We start from the raw sequence: 25468 nt of genomic DNA, 5'->3' as shown, positions 1-25468 counted from the left end.
AACTCCTCCTTTTATAGTACAATTTATATTTTATTTAACCTGTTATAGTACAGTATAAACATTATCTGATAATTTGTGTAGCCTTTTTTTGAAAAAATTAAAAAATAGGTGTTTGTTCATATCATTGAGTTAGGGTATTAGTCATTTGGAGGGAAGGTTGATTTCTTTTTGTGGAAGCCTGAAAGAAGTCAAAACCAGTAATTACCAATAGTCTTAAAAGTCAATAGATAAAAGTGACAAATTTATTACATTATATTTAATAAACCCTTTTATTCTTTCCTGTTTTAACATACAATCGAGATGAAACTTTAAATGGGGAATGATGCCTAAATGGATAATCCGGAATTATCCTTCAATCCAATACTATTGTTTGCAGCTATCTTATTGACAGTAATGTCATCTTATACAGCACTTGATTTGTTCAGTCTTATTAAATCTTCAGACCGTAATAAAAGATTCCTGTTTCTGGGTGGGACATTTTCACTTGGTATTGGGATTTGGGTTATGAACTTCTTTGGAATGCTTGCCATGAATATCAATGGCACTGTTTCGTATCGAATTCCAATAACCGTATTATCCATTATCCTTGTTATTTCTTTTACAGCGATGGCGTTTTATACACTGACTGGCAAGACGTTGAAAAAGAGCAATTTGATTGCTGGAAGTTTATTCATGATGCTTGCAGTCCTGGTTGTCCATATCCTGGGTATGTACTCAATGAGGTTGGATTTCAGTTATGAACCATCGATCCTGATTATTGCTCTTATACTTGTATTCGTGTCATTTTACTTTTCCTTTTGGATGCTGTTCTTTTCGAAAGGCTTCACTCAAGGAGACCATGGGTGGATTAAACCGCTAAGTGCTCTTTTCGTAACCGCTGCTATTGCTGAAGGACATTTCCTTTTAACAAGAGCATCCTCAATTAATACGAAGAACGGTATCGTTGAGCAGACCGGAATACCAGAGTCCTTAATCAGCTATCTAATTGTTTTTATTTCCGTACTCATCCTTGCTGGTTTGATCGGTTCAAGTGCATTAATCAGCAAAAGGCTTGCAGTTACTGATACGAACTTAAAGGATATAACCGATGCACTAAACTCATCTTCGATCGTTGCAATAACTGACCCTAAAGGTAATATTACTTATGTTAATGAAAAGTTCATTGAAATCTCAGGCTACAGTGAGGGTGAACTTTTAGGCCAGAATCACTCGATTTTGAATTCAGGTTTGCATACAAAGGAATTTTTTAAGCAAATGTGGAAAACAATTGGCTCCGGTGAGGTTTGGAAGGGGGAGATCCGTAATAAGAAGAAGGATGGTTCTTATTATTGGGTCGATACGACAATAGTACCCTTCTTGAATAGTAAGGGACGGCCATATCAATATGTCTCGATTCGTTCTGATATTACGCTAAGAAAACAGGCGGAAGCAAGCCTGAAAGAAACACTGAAAGAAGTCAGTGACATTAATTTTGCGCTTGATCAATCTTCCATCGTGGCTTTTACCGATGAGAAGGGGATTATCAAAAGTGTGAATGATAAATTCTGTGAAATTTCTAAATACACCAGGGAAGAACTGATTGGTAATGACCATAGCATATTGAATTCCGGATTGCATTCAAAGGAGTTCTTTAAGAATCTTTGGAAAACCATCGGTACTGGCCAGGTTTGGAAAGGGGATATCCGGAACAGGGCGAAGGATGGTTCGTTTTACTGGGTGGCTACTACGATTGTTCCTTTCCTGAATGAAAATGGCAAGCCATATCAGTACCTGGCAATACGAAATGACATCACTGAAAAGAAAAAGTCAGAAGAGATGCTGCACCGCCAGGATAAACTTGCTGCTGTCGGACAGCTGGCTGCTGGTGTTGCCCATGAAATCAGGAATCCGCTGACATCGATGAAAGGATATGCTGAATTCCTGCAGCTCGATGAAACAGATCCACAACGCCAGGAGTTTATAGAAATCATTCTTGACGAAATTGACAGAGTCAATAATATAGTCGAGGAGTTCATGGTTCTTGCCAAACCAAAGGCTGTCGAGCTTGAGGAACAGAATATCATTCCGATTGTCCAAAATGTAGTATCAATGTTGAAATTCGAAGCTAGGAAAAGGAATGTCAGGCTGGATTTTGATGCAACAGAGGAAATTATCCAAATCGAGTGCGATGAGAACCGTCTGAAGCAAGTATTCTTGAATTTCATTAAAAATGGAATCGAAGCAATGCCGGATGGCGGAGATCTGAAAGTGAGAACAGAGATACAAGATGATAATGTTGTCATTTCCATCAAGGACACAGGTGTAGGAATCCCGCCGGAAACTCTTAAGAAAATTGGCGAACCGTTTTATACCACTAAGAAAAATGGAAACGGACTTGGTCTGATGGTAAGCTTCAAGATCATTGAAAGCCACAATGGCAAGGTTTATATCGAAAGCGAACAAAACAAAGGAACAACATTCAAAATTATGCTGCCGGCAAAAACTGCATAGTACATTTTAAAAGAGGCTGACTCAGAAGGTCGCCTCTTTTATTATGTTATTCAGGTGGAATTTAATAAAAAAAGTTTGTGTATTAGGGAGTGATCTTCCAAATTAATACCGAGTTGATTGAAGTCGAAGGCGTGTAGACTCCTCCGAAAATGCTAACGCATTTCCATCGTGTGTGGGCGAACTCGAAGAAGCCTATTCAAAGTCCTGCGGGCTTAGCTGGGTATCTGAGACCCCGCAGGCGCCAAAGGCGACGAGGAGGCTCAGCGTCAGCCCCGCGGAAAGCGAAGCGCATGGAACGGAAATCAACGGACTATTATTACACTCTAAATATCAGAATTTGTCGATAAAATGTTGGAAATATGACAAAAAAATTGATGATTTTTTCACATCGCAATGAAAATTTAGACTACTATGAAATTAAGGGAATTATTAAAAATATTTACCGGAGGGGAAGCTATGTCATCGATTAGCCAGGTCAGGACGGTCTGTGGTTATTGTGGAACAGGCTGCGGTTTAATATTAGATGTAGTAGATAATACGATAGTGAAAATCAGGGGAGACAAGGAGGCACCTGTAAATAAAGGACAGACATGCGTAAAAGGTGCTTTTGCTTATCAATATGTCCATGCCCAAAAAAGATTGAAAACTCCAATGATCAGGAAAGCAGGGAAGTTGGTAAAGGCGACATGGGAAGAAGCATACACTTACATGGCAAGCCGATTATCTGAAATCAAAACTGATTTTGGACCAGATGCTATATCAATGTTTGCATGCGCGAGGACTACCAATGAATCAAATTATATTACACAAAAGTTCATGAGGACTGCTATCAGAAGCAATAATATTGATGGCTGTAACCGAACCTGACACGCTCCAAGTGTCGCCGGTCTGGCGACTGTTTTTGGAAGCGGTTTCCCGACAAACACATTGGAAGATATTGATGAAGCAGAAGTGCTTTTACTTATGGGGTCGAACACGACTGAAGCACATCCAATCATAGGAAATAGAATGAAAAAGGCTGCCAAGGGCGGTCTGAAGATAATTGTCATTGATCCAAGAAAAATTGACATGGTCAAGTCTGCCCATAAGCATCTGCAAATTAACGTCGGAACGGATATTGCGCTGATCAACGCAATAATCCGAATTATCATCAAAGAAAAGCTCTATGACCAGGAGTTCATTGGCAAGCATACTGAAGATTTCGACGCCTTGCTGTCAAAGGTCGAACGCTATACACCAGAATATTCAGCAGAAATCACCGGTTTGGCGGCAGAAGATATCATCGAGGTTGCTCGTCTATACGCAAATGCCGGCAAGTCTATGATTGCATACACACTTGGTATTACTGAACACCACTGTGGAGTGAACAATGTATTTGATATTGCTAATCTTGCTCTGCTTACTGGCCACATTGGCAAGAGTGGTTCTGGCATCATGCCTTTAAGGGGACAGAATAATGTCCAGGGTGCCGGAGATATGGGATGTTTGCCGAACCAGCTTACAGGAGCAGTCAGCTTATTGAATGACGAATACCGTGCACGTTTTGAGAAAGCATGGAATATGCAAATCAGCAAAAAAGTCGGTGACACCCAGACAAGGACCTTCGATAAAATTGAAACAGGTGATATCAGGGCCTTGTATTGCATAGGTGAAAATCCATTAGTCGCAGATGTTCATATGAACCATACAAGAAGCTTATTGGAAAAGCTTGATTTACTCATCGTCCAGGATATTTTCATGACAGAGACAGCCGAGATGGCGGATGTTGTACTGCCTGCCAAATCATGGGGGGAAGTTGATGGGACATACACGAATACAGACAGGAGAGTCCAGCGGGTACGTACTGCGGTCGCTGCCCAAGCTGGAGTGAAAGAAGATTGGGAGATATTGTGTGAACTATCGACAAGGATGGGCTATCAAATGGAGTATAGTTCCAGTGAAGAGATCTGGAATGAAGTAAGAGAACTAGCCTGGGAGATGTATGGAGGCATATCATATCCACGCCTTGAAAAAGAGTATGGAATTCACTATCCATGTCCTGATGAAAATCACCCTGGCACGAAAGTACTTCACGAAAGATTCCACGCTGAAAAAGAAACTAAGAAACGCTCGAGTTTCGTGCCAGTAGAATTCACGCCACCTTTAGAACAGCCTGATGAACAATATCCATTCACCCTGACGACTGGCAGGAGGTATGAGTCATATAATACTCATACCCAAACTCGACACTATGCAGCAGGAGTGAAAATCAAACAAACTGAAGAAACCCTGGATATCCATCAGGAAGATGCAAGTCGACTGGGTATTAATGATGGAGATCTCGTAAGAGTCAGTTCACGTCGTGGTACTCTTGAAGTTAAGGCGAAAATAACAGAACAGGTTGTACCAGGTCTCGTTTTTATGAGTTTCCACTGGTCCGAGGTGCCAACGAACGTACTGACACTGAATGAGTATGACCCAATTTCAGGTACTGCAGAATTTAAGGCTTGTGCCGTTAAAGTCGAAACCATTGCATAATAAAGCTAAAAAGCTAAAATCCCGCAAAAGGGGTTTTAGCTTTTTTTATGTCCTGAGAACTTTCTATATTGATTCTGACTAATGTTTATTGTCATGAGCAGCGATTTTTTTTAATTTCATGACTGGGTGTTTTTGACGCCATTAATTATCCGAAAGTTGACGGTATTGCCTGTCCAGAATTAGTCGATTATAATGTCCGTATATAATTCGAAACATTTCGACATTTATTCTGGAGAAAGGAAAAGACGTCCCCCATAAATGTATAACTGCGCCAACAGTTATACAGGAGACGTCCCACCAAAAAGTATATGGTTATTGTATCAGATTATCAGCTGATTGAAAACACTCATACTGGAGTTTTTAGTTAGGGGTGCGGGGAGGATTCCTTCCCCATGCTGTGGTAAAGACATGTTGGTTAGAGGTACAAAGAATCGAAAAGCCAAGGATCATACAGGTCAGAGTAAAACATATAACATCCGAAGATTGCAGTGCACCAATTGTCAGACCATCCATCATGAACTTCCAGATTTATTGATTCCTTATAAACGCTATGAGGCTGAATGTATCGAAGACGTTCTTACGAACCCGTCCGCCCATATTGTTGCTGCCGATGATTCCACTCTTTCGAGATGGCACGGCTGGTTTCATCAATTTGTGGATTATTGGATTGGCTGTTTGAATTCCATCATGATCAGGACCAACCAGGGAAATATCCCCCAGGATGTCACGTCCAAATGTTCAGGGACCGCACTTCAAAGGATAGGACGCTTGGCAGGAGATGCCAATGGATGGCTGACAAGAATTGTCCGGCCCATCGTAAATATTAATTTATGGATACATACCCGTTCCGCATTCATTGTCCAATAGCACCTGATTTACACTCGTGATAGACACAGAGAGGAGAGTGTATCATGAGTGATCATAAGAAATCAGAAGAATTGGCAGTGCATCGTTTTCAGCTAATATCCCCTTTATTAGCAGAGGGGCTTGACGCTGGGAAAGTAAAGGAATTAAGAGACCAGATAGCGAAGGCCAGCGGTCTTTCAGAAAGAACCATCAGGCGATATTTGGCTCAATTTCAGGAAGATGGGTTTGGGGGACTAAAGCCACAAGGAAGAAAAGGTGCTCGAAAGTCTGAGGCTATCCCTCCTCATTTATTGGAACAGGCAATCCTTCTGCGTAAGGAAGTGCCGAGCCGGAGCGTGGCTCAAATCATACAGATACTCGAATGGGAAGGGTTGGCTGAACCAGGGCAGATCAAAAGATCAACGCTCCAGGAAAAGCTCGCTGAAAAAGGTTACAGCACCCGGCATATGCGACTCTATTCCCAGACAGGAGTAGCTGCCAGAAGATTTCAGAAGCGACATCGCAACCAACTCTGGCAGTCAGATATCAAGTATGGTCCCTACTTGCCGATTGGTCCGAATGGAATAAAGAAACAAGTGTATCTTGTCGCCTTTATCGATGACGCCACCAGGTTTGTGCTTCACGCAGCTTTCTATCCTACCTTGGATTCAAGGATCATCGAGGATGCCTTCCGCCAGGCTATCCAGAAGTATGGTGTTCCAGAGGCTGTTTATTTTGATAATGGAAAGCAATATCGAACCAAATGGATGTCGCGTACCTGCTCAAAAATAGGCACCCGCCTTACTTACACACGGCCGTACTCAGCTGAATCAAAAGGGAAAATTGAACGCTTCAATAGAATCATAGATTCATTCATTAGTGAGGCTGTCATCGAAAAGCCCAATACACTTGATCGTCTGAATGAGCTTTTCCAAGTGTGGCTCACAGAGTGTTATCAGAATAAGCCTCATTCTGCACTTGGGGAGAAAATCAGCCCGGAAACGGCATTTCGTTCAGATAAAAAAGCGATTAGGTTCATCGATCCTGATACCTTGAGTAATGCATTCCTCCATTGTGAAACAAGGAAAGTCGATAAATCAGGATGCATAAGTTTCATGGATCAAAAATATGAGGTCGGCCTGGCTTTCATTGGACGACAGGTTGAGGTGGTTTATGATCCTGCGAATATCGAGGAGCTTACCATTGAGTTCGAGGATCATACTCCTTGGAAAGCCAAGAAACTTGTCATTGGGGAAAGAGCTGGGAAGCGTCCTGCATTACCTGAGCACCTGCAGGTGCAGGGTGTAGAATCTTCAAGACTATTAAAGGCAGCTGAACGAAAGAACCAGGAACGCCTAACCGAACAGAAACCTGCCGTGACCTTCCGTGCCGTTTGGAAGGAGGAAGATTCCCGTGTTTGAAGCATTCTATGAAATGGACAACACTCCTTTCGCCAGAGATCTTCCGACTGATCAATTGTATGATTCCTCCATGGTGCAAGAAATCCTTGGTAGGCTGAAGTACACAGCTGAAAGACAGCTTTTTGCCGTTCTGAGTGGGGATAGTGGTACTGGAAAGACCACAACCATCCGTAAGTTTGTGGACAAATTGGATAAAGGGAAATTCCATATCCTTTACCTGTCCGACTCTAAGTTAACGCCTCGTCATTTTTACAAAGGTCTTTTGGAACAGTTAGGCTCTGAAGCGAAGTTTTATCGAGGAGATGCAAAACGGCAGCTTCATCGTGAGATTGAATTAATGAAAGGCATACGAGGGCTACAACCTGTAGTGGTAGTGGATGAAGCTCATCTTCTGGACCGGGAAATGCTTGAAGAGGTTCGTTTCCTACTGAACTTCAAAATGGATTCGCAAAGCCCGATGGCGCTTATCCTGGTCGGTCAAAGTGAATTATGGGATCGGCTTCGACTCCAATCATACGCAGCCATACGCCAAAGAATCGATATCCAGTTTCAGCTAGGACATCTCGACCGTGCCCAGGTTGAAGAATATGTTTCTAGGCACCTTCGATATGCCGGTGTTGATCAACCAATATTCTCTGATGGAGCACTTGACGAGATTCATCGCTTCTCTGGTGGTGCCGCAAGGCTCATTAATAAGCTCTGTACACATAGTCTTCTCTATGGTTCACAAAATGGCCGAAGGATCATTGATGATCATATGATCAAGCAAGTCATCCAGGGGGAACTTTCATGAAAACCCGCTGGAAAGAGATGAATTATAATGAAGAATTGGATTGTTGGGTTGTGTTTTGGGGAGAGAACTCCGGCTATAAGATGCGATGTGGTGAATGGTTTGATTTACATCTAGGAAATGGTCGGACCCTTTCCTGCCGCCTGGAGCTGGGCAGAGATTGGTATATTCTTACCGGCCGAAATGACGTTAGATTCTATCTTAAGAAAAATGAGACCTATCAAGTTGATTTGTAAAAACTTTTGGGAAGCATGTGAACTGCTTCCCTTTCAATTTTGGACAGTAGTTCCGTCAGTTTTAGGACAATTAACATCGTCAAGTTCTGGACATTGTAGAACGTCATTAACAACTGGGGAGCATTAAGAAAAAAATGGTATTACAAGAAAACAATAGAATTAATTTCTAATTAACTAGAAATTATTCCTACGAAAGCTTCATTTAGACTGAATATTCAGTAAATATGACATGTTCTCGTTATAAATCTGTTATTCTCGTAATCCAATTTAAATATGGCTGTTCTTTTTGTACCGAAATTCTATGTTACGATAATTCACGTGATAAAAATTAGCCGATGGGAGGCAAACAAATGAAAAAATCATTATTATCTTTGGTTGCAGCAGCGGCAATTTCTGGAGCTGCCGGGACTCAAGCACAGGCAGAGGAAATCGTCGTACATAAGGGAGATACACTTTGGGGTATTTCTAAGGAATACGGCGTAACAGTAGATTCACTTAAAAAATGGAATAACTTAAAGAGTGATATCATCCATCCAAACGACTTACTAGAAGTATCTCCTATTAAATATGCACAAGTCAGAAAAGGCGATACGCTTTGGAGTATTGCAAAGGCATATGGTGTTACAGTAAATGATCTTAAAGGCTGGAATAAATTATCATCTGACTTAATCCATCCGGGGATGAGCCTGGCAGTTTATACAAATATGCCGGCTGAAATGAAAGTTGAGAAAACGAATGATGTTAAGCCGGCCGCAACACCAGCAGCTACGACTACAGCCGCTCCAGCAAGCCAGGCAGAAGCAAAACCAGCTGCAACAAAGCCTGCAGCACCATCAAACCAAATTACTGTTGAAGCTACGGCTTATACAGCGAATTGTACGGGTTGCTCTGGAATTACGAAGACGGGTGTGGATTTGAAAGCTAACCCTAACGCAAAAGTAATTGCCGTTGACCCAACTGTCATTCCTTTAGGATCAAAAGTATATGTTGAAGGCTATGGCTATGCTACAGCAGAAGACATTGGCGGAGCTATTAAAGGAAATCGAATCGATGTCTTCATCCCAACTCAAAATGAAGCAATTCAATGGGGAAGAAAACAAGTGAAAGTGACGATTTTGGATTAAATTGCTGTTAGAAAGCATTGGAATTTTGAACTGCACCCCGATTGTTAGTCCTACCTAACAATTGGAGGTGTAGTTTTTTTATTTTTCCTGTTTCGCTTTCGTTTTAAACGTTTTACCATTGATAACTTTCTTTTGAGTGATATTGGGCAAGATAAGACTTAAGAAAAACTGTGTGAATCTGGAGTATTGTTCTTCGATTTTTTCAAGGACTATGTTAGCTTTCTGGGAAATAGAGGTCTTGATTTCGGAAAGTTGTTCATTTATTGTTTCTCCTGCAGCATCCTGTTTTCCGAGTCGTTCCATGATTGTTTCATGGAATATTCCTTGTAAATCTGCATGTTTTGAAAGCATCTCCTGCAATTCTTCCTGCTTTTTAGCCTGTATAGCCAATGCTTCAGTCACATCTTCATATTCAAGAAGCTTCCGGTTCAGATCCTGAATCATTGCTTGCTGATGGGCAAGCTGGTTTAATATCACTTCGCTCGTCAGTTCACGATTCACGAGGTCCTTGGAAAATTGCTCGTGCATCTTTTCGAGTTTAATCAGTTTATCATCGATTTCAGTTGTGGATTCCTTTTGCTCAGAGATGTTTTCCATAACTTTTTCTGAAAAATCCTCCTGTTTCGCCAACAAAGAAACCATTTCTTGAAATTGAGTGATTTGTTCTTTTCTGCTTTCCTCCAGGGAACGGTTATAGTTTGTTACGCTTCCTGTCAATTCATCATTCAGCTTTTGCTGCTCATTCAGTATTTCTTGTAAATAATTGAGACGGAACTTCTCCTGGTTACTCTGTTCTGTGACTTCGTCCGTATTACTAAAAACCTGTGGTGAAATAAATCCATTGACGAATATAGGCATAGGCATCACTCCTGTAATAAGTTGTCATATATATTATGACTTCTGCTGAAAAAGTGGTACCGGCGGAAAAGATAACACTTATTACCTTTTATTAAATGGAGCAGATTGCAGCAAGCTAATAAAAATTGCACTAAAGAAAGGAGCAGCTGTTATGCTAACACAAGGGCAACTGTCGGCATTCAAGGCAGAGCTTCTCAAAAATAAACAAGATCTTGAGTCCCACCTTGACGAGAATGACCATTTTGACCTAAGAAGCGGTCATGCACATGAGTCAACCGGCGAACTTTCAAGCTATGATAACCATCCTGGTGATGAGGGTACCGAGCTATATGAGCGGGAGAAAGATATCGCGCTGAATGACCATATTGAATATCAGATCCAAAGTATAGAAAAAGCTGTCCAGGCCATTGATAAAGGAACTTATGGCAAATGCGAAATATGTGGGCAAGAGATTCCATATGAGCGACTTCAGGCCGTCCCGGAAACGACATTTTGTGTAGAGCATACCCCAGACCGGACTGTTTCTCATAACCGCCCAATAGAAGAGGGTGTGCTAATGCCGCCTTTTGGAAAGTTTGATTTGGATAACAAGGATGAAAATGTTGCTTATGATGCCGAAGATGCCTGGCAAGAGGTATCCAGTTGGGGAACTTCTGAAACACCATCTGATTTTATGACGCCTCAGGATCACTATAATGACACCTATATTGAATCTGAAGAAAATGTAGGCTATGTTGAAGATTTTGAGAATTTCATCGGCAACGATATTACAGGCAAGGAAGTAACGGTTTATCCAAATAAGCAGCATGAGAAATACGAAAGCGCATTGGATGAAGAGGGAATCATGACAACATTTGGTGATCTTCCTGCTTATGAACATGACCCATATGTAGAGGACGATAAATAGTTCTACCAAAAGACCAGAAATGGTCTTTTTTTTTATTACATATCTATTGGATGTTTTGTCAGGATTAAAACATCCCATGACAGGGAAAAGACAAGTATACTGAATGGGCTATGAGAGGTGAATCATCATTGAAAAAGAAACTTAAGTATTATGGCAAGAGTTTAATGGCAGAACTCAAAAAAGACAGAGCGACCGGCCTTGCTGCTCAACAAGCGTATTATTATATGCTTGCTTTGTTTCCATTGCTGATTCTGTTGATTGCAATAGTGCCTTATTTGAATATCGATCCCCAGAAAGCAATAAATGTCGTGAATTCATTACTGCCTTCGGAATCGGCCGAATTATTAAGGGATAATGTTGTCAAATTAGTAAGTGAACGGAATGGCGGCCTGCTTACTTTTGGTATCATTGGTACGATATGGTCAGCATCCAATGGAATGAACGCTTTTATTCGAGCGATGAATATTGCTTTTGATGTTGAGGAAACGAGATCTTTTATCAAGGCAAGACTTGTCTCGATTATGCTGACTTTCGGTCTAATCCTTGCATTTATTGTTGCACTCCTGTTGCCTGTCTTCGGAAAAGTAATACTGGATACGGTGCAATCGGTCATCCATATTCCGGAACCATATGATATTGTGTTCAACATTGTAAGGTGGATTGTCGCAATTGTCGTTATGTCTGCAGTGTTGGCAGGTTTATATCGAGTAGCACCAAATAAACATTATCCATTCAAGCATGTAATACCGGGAGCTATATTCGCAACAATTGTCTGGCAGCTGATTTCTCTTGGATTTTCTTTTTACGTTAGCAATTTCGGAAACTATTCAGCCACATATGGAAGTATTGGTGGTGTCATCGTCTTGATGCTATGGCTGTTCCTGACAGGACTTGCACTTGTTCTTGGCGGTGAGATCAACGCAATTTACCACAGGGATAAGACAGGTGAAGAGCCGGTAGAAGAGCATGGAGAATCAGTCAACGCTTAAGATATTTCAAGAAAGTTTCTTTGGGAAAATCAATCCTTTATTCAAAAGAGCCATAGAAAAAACAGCAGATCCTCTGCTGTTTTTTTATGGACTTTTATTGAATTACAATGGGTGAATTCGAAATGCGTCCTGACTATCGAAAAAAATAGAGTCATCCGCATTTCGAAGAAACTGCAAAAGTAAAGTCGTATTTAATAGAGCAATTCATAAACTTCATTCAATTGCTGTGAGCGTTTATCGTCCATTTCGTTTTTGGCATATTCAATGGCTTCAGGAAGAATTTTATTCAAAAATTCAATTTCCTCGGCGGTTAGGTCTTTAACAAAGTCACCTTCAGAAGGGTAATTACCATGTTCCAAGCGACTATAAATCTTCTTGCTAAGTGGATAGGTCTCTGTATAGTTGGATATGATTTCGCGTAGATAAGCCTGTGTTTTTTCCATTGTCTACTCCTTGAAATACTCTTTGAATTGATCGGAATCAGTTATTTGATCATTTTGGTAATATGGATTCTCCTCAGTTGCATCACTTGGATCCAAATTTGTTTTGATGACCAGCTGCGGTCCTTTAGCAGGTTCTCCGATCACTCGGTCGGTCATTTCCTTGAAATCAGGCAGTCTTTTATTTCCGGGCTGTTTAGGCTCCATTTTTGAACACCTCCATATTTATAAGTTGCATAAGTAAAGAGTAATTTATGTACACAGCTAATTATTGGAAAACCTTCCATAAGTGTTTTCTCTTGTTCCTTGCAGGGAAACATAAAATGTACTTAATAGGAATGGGGTGGCGAATTGATGAAAGCAGTTACTTATCAGGGTTCTAAGGATGTACAAGTTAAAAATGTAGAAGCACCAAAGATTGAACATGAACAAGATATGATAGTGAAGATTACTTCAACGGCTATATGCGGATCGGACCTCCATCTGTATCAAGGCAATATGCCACTTAGACCAGGCTACATCATTGGGCATGAGCCAATGGGTATCGTCGAAGAAGTGGGCCCTGGAGTGAAAAAATTGAAAAAGGGAGATCGAGTGGTCATTCCTTTCAACGTTTCATGTGGTGAGTGTTTTTACTGCCAGAACCAGATGGAAAGTCAGTGTGATAACACCAATGATTATAAGGATACCGGTGCCTATTTTGGTTACACAGAGCAGTATGGCAACCATCCGGGTGGGCAGGCAGAATATCTAAAAGTGCCTTACGCTGATTTTACATCATTCGTCGTTCCTGAATCATGTGAGCTGGAGGATGAATCGCTTCTGTTCCTCTCCGATGTCATCCCAACTGCATGGTGGAGTGTGGAACACGCGGGTGTAAAAAAAGGGGATACGGTTATTGTACTAGGCAGCGGTCCGGTAGGATTGATGACTCAAAAATTTGCCTGGATGAAAGGGGCAAAGCGTGTCATCGCTGTCGATCACCTAGACTACAGACTGATGCATGCTAGAAAGACCAATAATGTAGAGATATTTGATTTTACACAGGAAGATGATCCTGGGAAATTCCTGCAAAACTTGACTGATGGCGGAGCGGACGTGGTAATTGATTGTGTGGGAATGGACGGAAAGAAGTCTGTCGTGGAAAAGGTAGAACAAAAACTGAAGCTTCAGGGAGGAACTCTTTCCGCTCTGGAAATCGCCCATACAGCAGTAAGGAAATTCGGTACTGTGCAAATTACAGGTGTTTATGGCTTAAGATACAATATGTTCCCCCTTGGCCGATTCTTCGAACGCAATATTACGATGAAAATGGGCCAGGCTCCGGTAATTCACTATATGCCGAAACTGTTCGATATGGTCACAAACGGAGAATTCGACCCAACTGACATTATCACTCATAAAATTCCGTTAGAGGATGCAGCAAAAGGATATGAGATGTTCAATGATCGGAAAGACGACTGTATCAAGGTTGTTTTAAAGCCTTAAGAGTTTAGGTTTATATCTGGATTATGAAATGGGCAAAAGTAAAGTCTGGAAGTTATATACAAAGGTCCTGGATAAAGCAATAGCTTTTTCAGGACCTTGTTTATTATAATGGACAAAAAGGTAACGGTTAGGAGCACTAATATTGGGAAAAATGTTTGCGTTTTTTTATGATAAACTCATGGGGCCTCTTGAAAAGAAATGGATTGCGAGTGTCCGGAAAAAAATAGTTTCTGGATTAGAGGGAAATGTACTGGAAATAGGAGCAGGAACAGGAGCGAATTTCCCATATTATTCAAAGGGGAAGTTGGAAAGGCTTGCTTCATTGGAGCCAAATCCTTATATGCTTGAACAGGCAAAAGACAGGGCCAAAGAACTTGACTTGCCTGTCGAGTTCTATGAAGGGAGAGCAGAATCCCTTCCATTTAAGGATGGGGAGTTTGATATTGTGGTAGCCACACTTGTTCTATGTTCGGTGAGCGATCCGCAAAAGGTGTTTAAGGAAATGAGAAGGGTGTGCAAAAAAGGCGGGAAAATTGTCCTTTTCGAGCACGTAAGAACGGAATCAAAATCGCTTGCTGCCCTGCAGGATTTCCTTACTCCCGCGTGGAAAAGGTTGTGTGATGGTTGCCATTTAAACAGGGATACAGGACGGTATATGGAAGAATCCGGAATCGAATTGGTGAAAGAAAAGAAGTATTTTAAGGGTGTTTTTGTTGAATACGAGGGAGTTAATCCAGGATAAGCCGGCCAGGCACATCATTTCACTCTCTCCATAGACTAATAAAAATAGTCTGGGGAGGTTTGACATGTATCCATATTATGACCATTACAGACAGAACCAAAAGCTTATAAGTGCCCTGATTAAAGCGATTAATGGTGAATACAGTGCAACACAATGCTACGAAAAACTTGCCGGGCTGGCACCTAATTCAGAACAGAGGGACCAGATCAAAGAAATACTAGAAGATGAGAAAAGGCATTTGCGTCAATTTACACAAATTTATACAACATTGACAGGAAAGCAGCCACAGCTGCAGATGACTGAAGAATGCAGCGACACGTATAGGCAAGGACTTGAATCATCTTTCAAGGATGAGCAAAAAACGACGGATTTTTATCACGAGGTAGCGGATGAAGCTACTGATCCGGTCATAAAAGAAGTGTTCAGGCGTGCAGCTTTTGATGAACAGAACCACGCTGTGTGGTTCCTCTATTATATTGGGAAAGAGAAGTAGGAGCTGGTTAATTCCAGCTCCTTTTCCTATTTTTATAGTTTTCACTATTTCTACATATTTAATATAAAAATAGGTCTATAACTTATACTAGAATGGGTATAGAGCAAATGAAAAGCAAATTTACATAAGGAGGAACAAAAATGAAAAACAGTCTCGCAATTATAATTGGATTTTTAATCTTCGGCTCATTATTTGTTGGCTGGAAAATAAGCCAGGACCTTGGGGCAGCCGAGACAGCCAATGCGCCTCAGCCGCAAACTGAGAGTTCAAGCAAAGAAATTGAATTCAACCCGCCAAGCATGGAGGACATCCCTGATGGACCTCTTGGAGAAAGTATTAAATATGGACATGAACTAGTGATGGAAACGAATACAGTTGCCGATGAATATGTAGGCAATAATCTCTCATGCGCCAGCTGCCATGCGAATGGAGGCACAGTAAAAGAAGAAGCACCAATGATTGGGCTTTCTGCGGTTTATCCTGAATACAGGCCGCGCGAGGGAGAGGTTTACACTCTGGAAGATCGAATCAATGGGTGTATGATCCGTAGCATGAATGGAAAAATGTTCCCTACGGACAGTAAGGAAATGCGTGCAATGATCGCTTACCTGCAATACATGTCAGAAGGTGTGCCGGCTGGTGCGGAACTTCCGTGGAGAGCGCCAAAAGAGCCAAAACAATTCCCTGTCCCTAGTGTAGAAGATGGTGAAAAGCTTTATGCACAATCATGTGCTAGCTGCCATGCTGCTGATGGTTCCGGTACGGGAACAAATACAGGCCCAGCTGTTTGGGGAGAAAATTCATTCAATGACGGTGCAGGTATGTCAAGACTGACGAAAATGGCGGGATATGTGCAGAAAAACATGCCTAAAGGTCAGGGAGGAACCTTAACTGATCAGCAAGCGATTGATGTTGCTGCCTATATCCTTTCCCATGACCGACCTGAATTCAAGGGACATGAAGCTGACTGGCCAAAAGGCGGAAGGCCGGCTGACATCATGAATAAGGAAAAACGCGAACAAGTCAAAAACGGTACAATCGACTGGGAAGCCATTCTTTCTGTGAAAAATTAAAAAAGCAAAAACCAGCACCTGGATGATGTTCAGGTGCTGATTTTTTATAGTTCACCTTTGTACAGATCAAGGTAACCTAGCATGTATGAGGTAAAAGCACTTATAAGAACAATGCTGACCATCAGGCATAGCAGCAGCCAGTCCTTTTTGGAGACGGTGATGACTTTGTGAAATTCTCGGGACCTACTTCCGGTAAAACCTTTTGACTCCATTGCAATGGCGGTTCTTTCAGCTTTCCTGATCCCGCTCGCAAGCAGGGGAATCGCGTACTGCTTTATTTGCCTGATCTTATCCGAAAGTGTGATGTTTCTTCCTGCACCTCGTATTCGATGGGCACTTCTGATAATCTCGAATTCTTCTTTTATCAAGGGAAGGAATTGATAGCCCGCCATGATGGAATAAGCAATTTTTGGGGAAAGCCTGCATTGCTGCATCAAGCTAAGCAAGAAATTAATCGGATTTGTCGTAAGGGCAAAAAGCAGTGAAAGGGAAGCAAAGCTCAGCACTCTTAATCCGAGCGATAAGCTTCTTTCAAACCCTTCTGAAGTGATAGAAATGAAAGACCACTCCCAGATTATGCTTTCTTCTGAAGATACTCTTGGAAACAATAGAGATGACCACATATAGACAATGCCCATAAAAAGAAAAGGAGAGAATAATAGTATCCACTTTTTGAAGCTGACCTTGCCAAAAATAAAAGTGACCGCAATAGTTAAAATGAGACTTAGCAAGGGGGTGACTGGATCGAAAAATATTGACAACAGCAAGATGCTGACAAGAATGCTTAGGGCTTTAATGCTTGGATTCATCGCATTTAACTGCATAGCTTCCCTCCAGATGCTTCTCCAATTCCCTGAGGAAAGGCAGCCTTAAATTTGCTCTTGCCAAAATCTCAGGCTGTTTCCAAAGCTTGTCAGGAGAATCGTAAAATATCATTTTTCCTTGATCAAGTACCAAAACTCTATCTGCGACACGATCAATTAAATCCATATCGTGAGTAATAATAATCATGCTGCCCATCTCTGGTACAGCCTCCAAAGCAAAATCGATGATTTCCTTTGAGGTGATTGCATCCTGTCCGAACGTAGGTTCGTCCATGGTCAGGACTTCCTGTCCATTCACCAGCATCACAGCCACACTTAGCCTTCTTTTTTGGCCCTGGCTCAACGCAAATGGGTGGCTGTATAAGTGGTCGTCCATTCGAAGCCTTTCCAAAATATCTCTATTTTTATATTTTAGCGTTCCATGTTTCGCATGCAGGCTGTAATTAATTTCTTCGATCACTGAATCAGTAATAAATTGATGCTCAGGATTCTGGAATACGTATCCTAGCTTGCTCCATTTCTTCTGTTCGTGCCAATCTCTTAAAGGGTGGCCATAAAATTTTAATTCGCCTTGTGAAGAAACTAATCCGGACAAGCATTTAGAGAGAGTCGTTTTTCCTGATCCATTTGAACCGGCAATTGCAATGAATTCACCTGCATTTATGGATAAAGTAATATCCTGGAGGATCGATTGGCCACCTTTTGTAAAACCAACATCAGATGCTTCGAAAATTGAATCAGGAGAATTTTGCTTTGACCTGCGGATATTAGCAGATAAATAATCAATTGTCCTGCTTACATCTTTACTGTTTTCAATAAGCTCATTGATTGTCAGTGGCAGGGAAGAGGACTTTAGCAAGCCAGCTTCCAGGAGATTCAGCCCCGCGTCTATAGAGCGGGGAAGCCATATCCCTTCTCTTTTCAATTCCTGGGCATATTCAGCAAAGCAATCACCAGTATGACCATCAAAAAATAGCTCCCCATCAGAATTCAATATGATGCAGCGTTCCACCGTTTCAAGCCAGTAATCCAGATTATGTTCGATAACCAGGATGCTGAAGGTGTGGTCATTCTTCAATTTTTTTAATGTCTTTACTAATTCAATACTGGAAGCAGGGTCCAGATTAGCGGTAGGTTCGTCAAGAATCAATAATTCTGGATCCATTGCCAGTGCACAGGCAATCGCAAGCTTTTGCTTTTGCCCGCCGGATAGGGAATGGATCAGCCTGTTTTTATATCCTGCCATGTCAACTAAATCAAGGGCATGATCAATTTTTTCTTCCATTTTTATCTTGGGACAGTGTATATTTTCTAGTACAAATGCGATCTCTTCCTCGACCGTCAGCATGCAAAACTGTGCATCAGGATCCTGCATGACCAATCCGATTTTTCGATTAATCTCTCCGGGCCCAAAAGAGGTTAAAGCACGTCCTCTATAAGTAATTACGCCATTCATTATTCCATCCACTGAAGATGGATATAGATTGTTCATGCAGTATGCGAGTGTGCTTTTACCTGAGCCGCTAGGTCCCAATACAAGAATATTTTCATTTTCGTAAATATCAAAACTGATATTCTTCAAAACATTCTCCTTGTCTGAATCGAAACGGAACGTTAGGTCTGAGACTTCAATTAAGGGAAGACTAGGCTGAGATCTCATTGTCCTGCTTAGCCTTTCTCGCTTCCTTTCCAAGGGGGAAGCTATTCAACGCTCCTGTTTTAGCGAGGCTGTCACTTATGTATTTGCCTAGTAGGCCGGCCAAAATAGCACCACTCACAAGCCTGGTGAAAAACATTGCAGCCACATAACCAGGTGAAAGTGCGGCAAAGCCGCCCAAAAAGTAGCCCCATATGAAGCTAGTGACTGATGCCCCCATTCCAGCTGCTACAAGCACCCATGTTGAGTAGTTTTTCCACTTGGTTGCCGCAAAGGCTGCTTCTGCTCCTAATCCCTGAATAATGCCAGCCAGGATCAACCTTGGACCAACCGCATTACCCAGCATGACTTCAATTGTTGCAGCTATCGTTTCTGAGAGAACCGCGGCCCCAGGCTTCCTGATAATATAGGCAGCTATGATGGATACAATGAACCAGATGCCGAATATGAAGTCATAACCGATCAGGCCGAATAGCCCCACTAGCAAATTGCCGAACTGTAGGAAAAGGAGGTAAATTACGCCGAAAACGACTGCCAGGACGGATAAGACAACAACCTCACGAAGCTTCCAGTTAGCAAGCATTATTGGCCCTCCTTACGAGTAGGGCTATTTGCTGACATGGTTACGGTCATGACGATATGGGAAGAGTCACTTTTGCGTGCACCTTCAAAAGCGCTTTCCAAGGCGGTAAAAACTTTATTGGCATCACCATCTAATCTCGAAGCATAATGAACTCCTCCGTTAAAAACACCTTGCTGTTCTACAGTCTTTATCTGTTCCATAATGACATCCATATATCCTGGAATACCTAATGGATAGAGGGCAAACTGTGTTGCGACCTCCTGGCTGATTTTTTTAGTAAGCTCGTGGTTCATTAAGACAGAATCTTCCGCCATGAAGGTATCACCGGCACTGTCACCAGGACATCCATTTGAGAAGGTAGCGTTGAGTACTACATGGTCTCCATCCTTTGAAGCATTCAGGAAAATCGTTTTAACTACATCAAATACATGTTCAGACCGGCCTCGCACACATGTGCTGACATCATCTGTCCCCATCCAAACTTTTGAAGTGTCTACTTCCTTAAGGGAGGAGAGGATAATTTCCACGAATCTGTCTGACATAGGGTAAATTGAAAACCTCGCGCCAGTAATCTCGCTAGTACCGCAAAACTCTTTCATTTTACTTCAGCTCCTTTTTTAATTGAATGAAAAACAAAAAACTGCATCCAGCGTGGTGGATGCAGTTGAATTCATTCGTTATTTAAAAGAGGCATAACGAAGAGCTTCGCCTGCACTTCCCCACGCTGGTATTATCCAGATCGGGTGATAAGGGTCAGAACAATGTTCTTCTCAGCCAAAAGCTCCCCTAGTGCGTATAACTATGCAGTTGTTGTTTCCAAAATCATCTTAAGGGAAATGAATCTAAATGTAAATGGCTAATTTTAAAAAATTTAAATCATTCGGAATCATTCCCGAAGAATTTCCTTTGGTAATAGCTTTCAAGGGTGCCGAGTTCTGCATTCAGCAGTCTCTCCATTTCCTGTAAATCAGATTTCGAGACAACCGGGTCACTCAATGACCAATTAATGGTATAGACAAAATAGTAATCTTTGATTTTACGGAAGATCACAATCGAGTTCGGAAAAACATCAAATTGTCCTTTGATATTATACCTCTTTGTGTACGACCAATTTGTAAGCTTCATAGAAAGTCTCCATGTTTTTCGAAAATAATAGGGGTAAGATTGAAAGCCGCTATTTATGCATTATGGTAATAAAACAGATTAAAGAATTCTCCATATTAGATACCCTAAAAGGCTAAAGGAAAACCGGTATTTGAAGCGACATAGTGTTGTAAATTGATAGATTATGTTAAAATAAAGTTCGTGGTTAGCGACATATATCTACATAATATCAGACTGCTAGCAATGTGATGAATTGTATTTTTTACATAGAAGTAGTAGGATTTGGAGGGAAATCTATTCCATGAATGAGGCCCAGAGAATTCAATTGAACGTAAGAGTGTCCAAGGAAACATCTGATAAGCTTGATGAGATTGTCGAATATTATCAGGAGAATACAAAAATCGGAAGAATATATAAAGGCGATGTTTTGACAGATATTATCGAAAAATCATATGAGATCATGCAAAAACAAAAAAAGTTGAATAGATAAGATCCCCTCTTGAATCAATGCTTTACTGTTGACACATAAATTATCGTAATTCTTTTACGTTGAGACTTCCTCACAACATTTAGATCACGCTCGGATTTTTTGGAGAGCTAGAATGTTTTTCGAAATGAAATATGAGCAAAAAGAACTATGTCAAATTGTCAACGTACAAATATGGCGAATTAGTGAACAAAACAGTTGCACTAATCAATAATAAGTCGTATTATTTAAATAATCTGATAATACGATAAGGTGGTTATTGATTATGATGCGAATGGCAATTGCAGGTGTAGCCGGCTTTGTCCTTGTGTTCATTGAGTCATATATTGTGATGGTTTTAAAACAGTATGAGACGATTGAGTTCGGAGGGATGGCCCCGTTTGTAAGTGTCTGGTCGATGAACTTTTTCCTTGTCTTCTCTATCTTAACCCATATTAAATTCTGGTACGAGGAACGGGAAGCACAGCGTGAGGAAGATGCTGCGGAAAGAGACCGATTCATTAGTTGAATTTATGTTGTCAAACACATATGAGGTATTTTAGGGAGAGAAAGGCAAGTAAGCCTTTCTCTTTTATTTTGTCTGGTCCTGGTCACTATTATCGCGGTCGCGTTCTGCATCCTCAGCTGCTATTCTTAATTCCTGAAAGAAAAGTTGATCATTGCAGACCATGCTATGCTGTTGTTCATTTTCCTCATTTGTCTTCTTATGATGACTCTGTTTTTGCTCCATGAATTATTCCTCCTTAGGCTTTTATTCCTTCATTCCCTTTTCAACAAGAATCATGCTTGAGATAACTTGTTGTAAGTATTTGCTATTGATATTAAATCATGCAAATAAATTCATTAACCTGGATTGCTGTGGGAAACTAATGTTACTTTGACTGAGGGGAGTTTTGGATGGAATGAAAACGGTTTATCATTTTGATACAGATCAGCAATTTCTTAAAATTGATTTTATACCAGCACCAACACTGGATCCATGGCATGCTTATGTATTTGATGAAAATTGGAATGACATCATACATACTGCGACAGCCATATCAGACACTATGGGAGAGGCTATCGAATATGTTTATGAAAGCCTCGAAATACGAGGCAGGATTACCGTACTGACCGACCTCAAACCTGTGAATTCCCTGGCAGAGCATGTGGATGTTTCTTTATTTCATTTGCAGGCATTACTCTTTGCTTCTGCAATCATCGTTAAAGGTGATTTTCCGGATTTAGAACGCTTTGGTTTTTCAAGAATGAAGACAGGCAGGGGGAATATACTTTATATTCTTTCCTCTGAGGAAATAGAAAATGATTCATGCCGTTTTTTATAATGTATCTTAACAGAGTCTTTCCTCTCAGGAAGGGCTTATATTTTTGTTCCAGTGGCAATGAACGTTGGATTTTCGAGGGTTCGTTTTCTTCCGTTTATCTGATTGATTGTTTTTGCTGGTTTTCGGGATCGAGGTAAGAGGGAGATTTTGGTATAAGGTAAGTAAAAGTATGGGAAAATGGAGGTGATAGCAGAAGGAGTGATAGAATGGGTGAAAAGGAAATGCAAGATATGTTCGAATGGGCAGGTTTAACAGATGTATATGAGCAGCATGGCTATAAAATGTGGCTGAGCGGTCTTGAAGATAGCATTGATGTCGAACTATTGGATCATTTTTCGGACGCTTATTCATTTGAAAGTGCCGAAAGCATGTTTTATGACGAGTTCTTGTTCCACCTAAGGGTTTTCAAGAGTATCACCAAGAATAATGAGCTTCCTCACCGGTATTGGTGATGTTTTTGTAGATAGATAACAAGGGAGAGGAGTTGAGAATATGGAGCCGATCTCAGATCATTTAATGGAGAACCTGGACGTTATTTTTGTCGGTTTCAACCCAAGCATCCGTTCTTCGGAAACTGGTCATCATTACGCAAATCCAAACAACCGATTTTGGAAGATACTTTTTGAAGCAGGGATCACACCTAGAAAATATGTATCTTCCGAGGATTATAAGCTGCTGGAATTAGGCTGCGGGATGACGAACATCGTAGCCCGTCCGACTAAAGCTGCGGATGAAATTACAAAAGAGGAATACCAGCAGGGCAAGGAGGAGCTAAAGAAAAAAGTCCAAAAATACAGGCCGAAAATCGTTTGTTTCGTCGGAAAGGGCGTTTACCAGCAATATAGCGGAAAAAAAGATATACCGTGGGGAAAGCAGAAAGAATCCGTTGTGAGAGGCACTGTCGATTTCGTCGCCCCATCCTCAAGCGGACTCGTAAGGATGAAAATGGATGAAGTAGTGAGGATTTATAAAGAACTCCCTCTCTTAAGGGATGGTTTAAAATCCAAATAAAAAAAGGAACTGAGATGTAGAGAAGCCGAGTTCATAAAGTGCTCTTATGGGCTTGAAATCGCCTTCCATAGGGGCACATTTAGGAGCTAATCGCACCCTTTTATCGAGTAACCAATTCCGATAAGGGTGCTTATTATTATTCTAGGGACTTAACTATACCAGAGTTTGTGTGCAATTTCACGAACCTGATGTGCTCCATTTATTTACTATGACAAGGGCATCGACAATCGAATCATATCTCTGCACTGAATCCCATTCTCGAAAATAGGTTCTTCATAATTCCTTATAAAAAAATCATGTTCTATTCCGGTGATTCTGAAGCCAACTTTTTGATAAAGAGCCAGTTGGTTGATACTTGAATTCCCTGTACCGATTTCAATCGTATCGTAACCGTTCTCGGCTGAGGTTTGAATTCCATGTTTAAGCAGTAAGGTACCTAAACCTTTGCCTTGGTGAGATTCGTCGACAGCCAGGTTCATAATTTCGATGATATGGTCACTGACCGGGACAAGTACGATTACCCCAATTGTTTCCCCATTTTCTGACTCCGTAACATAGCATAAGCCTTCATCTAAATACCTCGAAACTAAAGCTTTAGAAGGATCAGCCATGAGCAGCAATTTCCAGGGAGGCTGTTCGCCTTCTTTTAACATTCTAATGTTCATGTGTTTTCCCCTTATATAATAATCGATATGTGATTTTGATTAAGAGATACCCCAAAGCACCGCCTACTGTATTAAGAATGATATCATCGATGTCGAAACTGCCAACCCTTGTGGCAAACTGGAGGATCTCTACGGATGAAGTTGCCAGAAAAACAGAAGTGGCCGTCCGCCAAAATCCGATGTGGCTTTTAAACAGCCAGGGAAGGAAGATTCCTAACGGGAAAAAGGCAAGAACATTGCCTAATAAGTTGGACTTCCAGATATTTTGATTGATGTGAGAAGAAGCTTTTATGTAATCTGTGATTGTTTTAAATGGGATGATGTTATAAGGGTTGGTTCCTGTAGAATTGATTTCATACGCAGCCTGCCTGTATGGGCTGAGAAATAATAAAATGACGGCAATGATAATGTACAAAATGAATAAAGTATAGGATATAGCTGAAATCCATTTCTTGTACTTAATATCTATTATATTTATCATAAATTCTCCTTTGGTGATCACGAAGATATTTTAAAAGATACATAGGCTTTAGTTAAAAAGACATATCAGATATTAGTTACCCAAACCGGCAAAAAATTAAATAGAAAATTATACTTATTAGTAATTAAATAAAAACCTTGCCACATGGCAAGGTTTTAGAATATGTATTACATCATCCTGCCAAGGCAGGGCCCCTGCCGTCCGTACAGTGGTTAAGTGTCCCGCAACAAGCGAATGTCCGGCAGAGGCAGTTATATTTTAACACAATCATGTTGGAAAAATACAATTTTAAGGTGGATACTTTTATTTTTATTTGTAATAGTGGTATGATAACAGTGATTTTAACACAAGGAGATGATTTACATGGCTAAAAAAGGATACATACAAATGCAAAACGGTGAAAAAATCGAATTCGAACTATACCCAAACGAAGCACCTGGTACAGTTGCGAACTTTGAGAAGCTAGCTAACGAAGGCTTCTATAACGGATTGAACTTCCACCGTGTAATTCCTGGTTTTGTCAGTCAGGGAGGATGCCCTCACGGTACTGGTACTGGCGGTCCTGGCTACACAATCAAATGTGAAACAGAAGGCAACCCGCACAAGCATGTACCAGGTTCACTTTCTATGGCACACGCAGGTAAAGATACAGGCGGCAGCCAGTTCTTCATCGTACATGAGTCACAGCCACACTTAAATGGCGTGCACACTGTATTCGGTAAAGTTACTTCTAATTTGGAAGCGGCTAAAGCGATGAGCAACGGTGATGTTATGGAAAAGGTAGTTGTATCAGAAGAATAGGATCATAAAAAAGAGCCTGATGGCTCTTTTTTTGTTCTTATTTACCCATTGAAGCGAACGTACGCTCTTGTTAAAATGAATTCAAAAGAAAATTGTCTACAATGTTAAATTCAAGA

The 25468-nt window shown here is 41.0% G+C and carries 30 protein-coding genes and 1 riboswitch; of the genes, 19 read left to right on the top strand and 11 right to left on the bottom strand.

All coding sequences use genetic code 11. The annotated features are described in order from the left end of the window. Nucleotides 1-330: 330 nt before the first annotated feature. The 7 genes from RH061_RS13625 to RH061_RS13595 all read left to right on the top strand — a co-directional run bounded on the left by RH061_RS13625 (nucleotide 331) and on the right by RH061_RS13595 (nucleotide 9424). Nucleotides 331-2490: a PAS domain S-box protein gene (locus RH061_RS13625; protein WP_311070905.1), complete on the top strand. Its 2160-nt coding sequence runs from the start codon at nucleotides 331-333 to the stop codon at nucleotides 2488-2490. Between the two features lie 411 nt (nucleotides 2491-2901). Next, on the top strand, nucleotides 2902-5007 hold the full coding sequence (gene fdhF, locus RH061_RS13620; protein ID WP_311070904.1) for a formate dehydrogenase subunit alpha: 2106 nt from the start codon (nucleotides 2902-2904) through the stop codon (nucleotides 5005-5007). A gap of 336 nt (nucleotides 5008-5343) precedes the next feature. Next, on the top strand, nucleotides 5344-5874 hold the full coding sequence (locus RH061_RS13615) for a DUF6431 domain-containing protein (protein WP_311070903.1): 531 nt from the start codon (nucleotides 5344-5346) through the stop codon (nucleotides 5872-5874). Between the two features lie 44 nt (nucleotides 5875-5918). Continuing rightward, nucleotides 5919-7274 (top strand): DDE-type integrase/transposase/recombinase, encoded by a 1356-nt coding sequence (locus tag RH061_RS13610; RefSeq protein ID WP_311070902.1) that lies wholly within the window; start codon nucleotides 5919-5921, stop codon nucleotides 7272-7274. After that, nucleotides 7267-8067, top strand: a complete 801-nt coding sequence (locus RH061_RS13605) for an ExeA family protein (RefSeq protein WP_311070901.1) — start codon at nucleotides 7267-7269, stop codon at nucleotides 8065-8067. The genes RH061_RS13610 and RH061_RS13605 overlap by 8 nt, the downstream gene beginning before the upstream one ends. Continuing rightward, nucleotides 8064-8300 carry a DUF5348 domain-containing protein gene (locus RH061_RS13600; RefSeq protein WP_311070899.1) on the top strand — a complete coding sequence of 79 codons (237 nt, stop codon included), beginning with the start codon at nucleotides 8064-8066 and terminating at the stop codon, nucleotides 8298-8300. Before RH061_RS13605 ends, RH061_RS13600 begins: the two co-directional genes overlap by 4 nt. A 350-nt stretch (nucleotides 8301-8650) precedes the next feature. After that, nucleotides 8651-9424 (top strand): 3D domain-containing protein, encoded by a 774-nt coding sequence (locus RH061_RS13595; RefSeq protein ID WP_311070896.1) that lies wholly within the window; start codon nucleotides 8651-8653, stop codon nucleotides 9422-9424. 78 nt (nucleotides 9425-9502) lie between these two features. Here RH061_RS13595 and RH061_RS13590 read toward each other — a convergent pair whose 3' ends face one another. Continuing rightward, complete coding sequence (locus RH061_RS13590) at nucleotides 9503-10282, bottom strand: hypothetical protein (RefSeq protein ID WP_311070894.1); 780 nt, start codon at nucleotides 10280-10282, stop codon at nucleotides 9503-9505. 151 nt (nucleotides 10283-10433) lie between these two features. On the opposite strand from RH061_RS13590, the gene RH061_RS13585 reads away from it, so the two are divergent. Beyond that, a complete protein-coding gene (locus RH061_RS13585; protein WP_311070893.1) occupies nucleotides 10434-11189 on the top strand; it encodes a TraR/DksA C4-type zinc finger protein in 756 nt (251 codons plus the stop codon). A 128-nt stretch (nucleotides 11190-11317) separates the two neighbouring features. Then, entirely contained in the window at nucleotides 11318-12178 is an 861-nt protein-coding gene (locus RH061_RS13580) for a YihY/virulence factor BrkB family protein (protein ID WP_311070892.1), read from the top strand. A gap of 191 nt (nucleotides 12179-12369) precedes the next feature. On the opposite strand, the gene RH061_RS13575 is transcribed toward RH061_RS13580, so the two are convergent. Together RH061_RS13575 and RH061_RS13570 are read right to left on the bottom strand one after the other, a co-directional pair. After that, nucleotides 12370-12621 carry a sigma-G-dependent sporulation-specific acid-soluble spore protein CsgA gene (locus RH061_RS13575; RefSeq protein WP_311070891.1) on the bottom strand — a complete coding sequence of 84 codons (252 nt, stop codon included), beginning with the start codon at nucleotides 12619-12621 and terminating at the stop codon, nucleotides 12370-12372. A gap of 3 nt (nucleotides 12622-12624) precedes the next feature. After that, complete coding sequence (locus RH061_RS13570) at nucleotides 12625-12825, bottom strand: hypothetical protein (RefSeq protein WP_311070890.1); 201 nt, start codon at nucleotides 12823-12825, stop codon at nucleotides 12625-12627. A 147-nt stretch (nucleotides 12826-12972) separates the two neighbouring features. On the opposite strand from RH061_RS13570, the gene RH061_RS13565 reads away from it, so the two are divergent. The 4 genes from RH061_RS13565 to RH061_RS13550 all read left to right on the top strand — a co-directional run bounded on the left by RH061_RS13565 (nucleotide 12973) and on the right by RH061_RS13550 (nucleotide 16414). Then, entirely contained in the window at nucleotides 12973-14106 is a 1134-nt protein-coding gene (locus RH061_RS13565) for a zinc-dependent alcohol dehydrogenase (protein ID WP_311070888.1), read from the top strand. Nucleotides 14107-14257: 151 nt separating this feature from the next. Beyond that, nucleotides 14258-14848: a class I SAM-dependent methyltransferase gene (locus tag RH061_RS13560; RefSeq protein ID WP_311076396.1), complete on the top strand. Its 591-nt coding sequence runs from the start codon at nucleotides 14258-14260 to the stop codon at nucleotides 14846-14848. Nucleotides 14849-14912: 64 nt separating this feature from the next. After that, a complete protein-coding gene (locus tag RH061_RS13555) occupies nucleotides 14913-15341 on the top strand; it encodes a ferritin-like domain-containing protein (RefSeq protein ID WP_311070886.1) in 429 nt (142 codons plus the stop codon). A gap of 140 nt (nucleotides 15342-15481) precedes the next feature. Then, nucleotides 15482-16414, top strand: coding sequence for a c-type cytochrome (locus RH061_RS13550; protein WP_311070885.1), 933 nt, complete (start codon nucleotides 15482-15484; stop codon nucleotides 16412-16414). Nucleotides 16415-16458: 44 nt separating this feature from the next. On the opposite strand, the gene RH061_RS13545 is transcribed toward RH061_RS13550, so the two are convergent. The 5 genes from RH061_RS13545 to RH061_RS13525 all read right to left on the bottom strand — a co-directional run bounded on the left by RH061_RS13545 (nucleotide 16459) and on the right by RH061_RS13525 (nucleotide 20603). Beyond that, complete coding sequence (locus RH061_RS13545) at nucleotides 16459-17238, bottom strand: energy-coupling factor transporter transmembrane component T family protein (protein ID WP_311070883.1); 780 nt, start codon at nucleotides 17236-17238, stop codon at nucleotides 16459-16461. After that, nucleotides 17207-18898, bottom strand: a complete 1692-nt coding sequence (locus tag RH061_RS13540; RefSeq protein WP_311070881.1) for an ABC transporter ATP-binding protein — start codon at nucleotides 18896-18898, stop codon at nucleotides 17207-17209. Before RH061_RS13540 ends, RH061_RS13545 begins: the two co-directional genes overlap by 32 nt. After that, nucleotides 18882-19478, bottom strand: coding sequence for an ECF transporter S component (locus RH061_RS13535; protein WP_311070880.1), 597 nt, complete (start codon nucleotides 19476-19478; stop codon nucleotides 18882-18884). Before RH061_RS13535 ends, RH061_RS13540 begins: the two co-directional genes overlap by 17 nt. Continuing rightward, nucleotides 19478-20077: a YkoF family thiamine/hydroxymethylpyrimidine-binding protein gene (locus RH061_RS13530; protein WP_311070878.1), complete on the bottom strand. Its 600-nt coding sequence runs from the start codon at nucleotides 20075-20077 to the stop codon at nucleotides 19478-19480. The genes RH061_RS13535 and RH061_RS13530 overlap by 1 nt, the downstream gene beginning before the upstream one ends. 100 nt (nucleotides 20078-20177) lie before the next feature. Beyond that, nucleotides 20178-20276, bottom strand: a riboswitch (TPP riboswitch). Nucleotides 20277-20354: 78 nt separating this feature from the next. Then, a complete protein-coding gene (locus RH061_RS13525; protein ID WP_311070876.1) occupies nucleotides 20355-20603 on the bottom strand; it encodes a hypothetical protein in 249 nt (82 codons plus the stop codon). A gap of 280 nt (nucleotides 20604-20883) precedes the next feature. Here RH061_RS13525 and RH061_RS13520 point away from each other — a divergent pair, with 280 nt between their 5' ends. Beyond that, on the top strand, nucleotides 20884-21072 hold the full coding sequence (locus tag RH061_RS13520; RefSeq protein ID WP_192471732.1) for a hypothetical protein: 189 nt from the start codon (nucleotides 20884-20886) through the stop codon (nucleotides 21070-21072). A gap of 262 nt (nucleotides 21073-21334) precedes the next feature. After that, nucleotides 21335-21577 (top strand): hypothetical protein, encoded by a 243-nt coding sequence (locus RH061_RS13515; RefSeq protein ID WP_167832490.1) that lies wholly within the window; start codon nucleotides 21335-21337, stop codon nucleotides 21575-21577. 63 nt (nucleotides 21578-21640) lie between these two features. On the opposite strand, the gene RH061_RS13510 is transcribed toward RH061_RS13515, so the two are convergent. Then, nucleotides 21641-21799, bottom strand: coding sequence for a hypothetical protein (locus tag RH061_RS13510; protein WP_311070873.1), 159 nt, complete (start codon nucleotides 21797-21799; stop codon nucleotides 21641-21643). Nucleotides 21800-21971: 172 nt separating this feature from the next. Between RH061_RS13510 and RH061_RS13505 the strand changes: the two genes are divergently transcribed. The 3 genes from RH061_RS13505 to mug all read left to right on the top strand — a co-directional run bounded on the left by RH061_RS13505 (nucleotide 21972) and on the right by mug (nucleotide 23405). Continuing rightward, nucleotides 21972-22394 carry a hypothetical protein gene (locus RH061_RS13505; RefSeq protein ID WP_311070871.1) on the top strand — a complete coding sequence of 141 codons (423 nt, stop codon included), beginning with the start codon at nucleotides 21972-21974 and terminating at the stop codon, nucleotides 22392-22394. 206 nt (nucleotides 22395-22600) lie between these two features. Continuing rightward, entirely contained in the window at nucleotides 22601-22846 is a 246-nt protein-coding gene (locus RH061_RS13500) for a hypothetical protein (RefSeq protein ID WP_311070870.1), read from the top strand. A 40-nt stretch (nucleotides 22847-22886) separates the two neighbouring features. Then, on the top strand, nucleotides 22887-23405 hold the full coding sequence (mug, locus tag RH061_RS13495; protein WP_311070869.1) for a G/U mismatch-specific DNA glycosylase: 519 nt from the start codon (nucleotides 22887-22889) through the stop codon (nucleotides 23403-23405). A gap of 206 nt (nucleotides 23406-23611) precedes the next feature. Here the strand turns inward: mug and RH061_RS13490 are convergent, their stop codons facing one another. Next, nucleotides 23612-24070, bottom strand: a complete 459-nt coding sequence (locus RH061_RS13490) for a GNAT family N-acetyltransferase (protein WP_311070868.1) — start codon at nucleotides 24068-24070, stop codon at nucleotides 23612-23614. After that, nucleotides 24060-24551, bottom strand: a complete 492-nt coding sequence (locus tag RH061_RS13485; RefSeq protein WP_311070867.1) for a VanZ family protein — start codon at nucleotides 24549-24551, stop codon at nucleotides 24060-24062. The genes RH061_RS13490 and RH061_RS13485 overlap by 11 nt, the downstream gene beginning before the upstream one ends. Before the next feature lie 363 nt (nucleotides 24552-24914). Here RH061_RS13485 and RH061_RS13480 point away from each other — a divergent pair, with 363 nt between their 5' ends. Then, entirely contained in the window at nucleotides 24915-25352 is a 438-nt protein-coding gene (locus RH061_RS13480) for a peptidylprolyl isomerase (protein WP_311070866.1), read from the top strand. The last annotated feature ends 116 nt before the right edge of the window (nucleotides 25353-25468 follow it).

It is taken from the genome of Mesobacillus jeotgali, from assembly GCF_031759225.1.
GTDB lineage: Bacteria > Bacillota > Bacilli > Bacillales > Cytobacillaceae > Mesobacillus > Mesobacillus jeotgali_B.
This window is presented reverse-complemented; position numbering and strand designations above follow the sequence as displayed.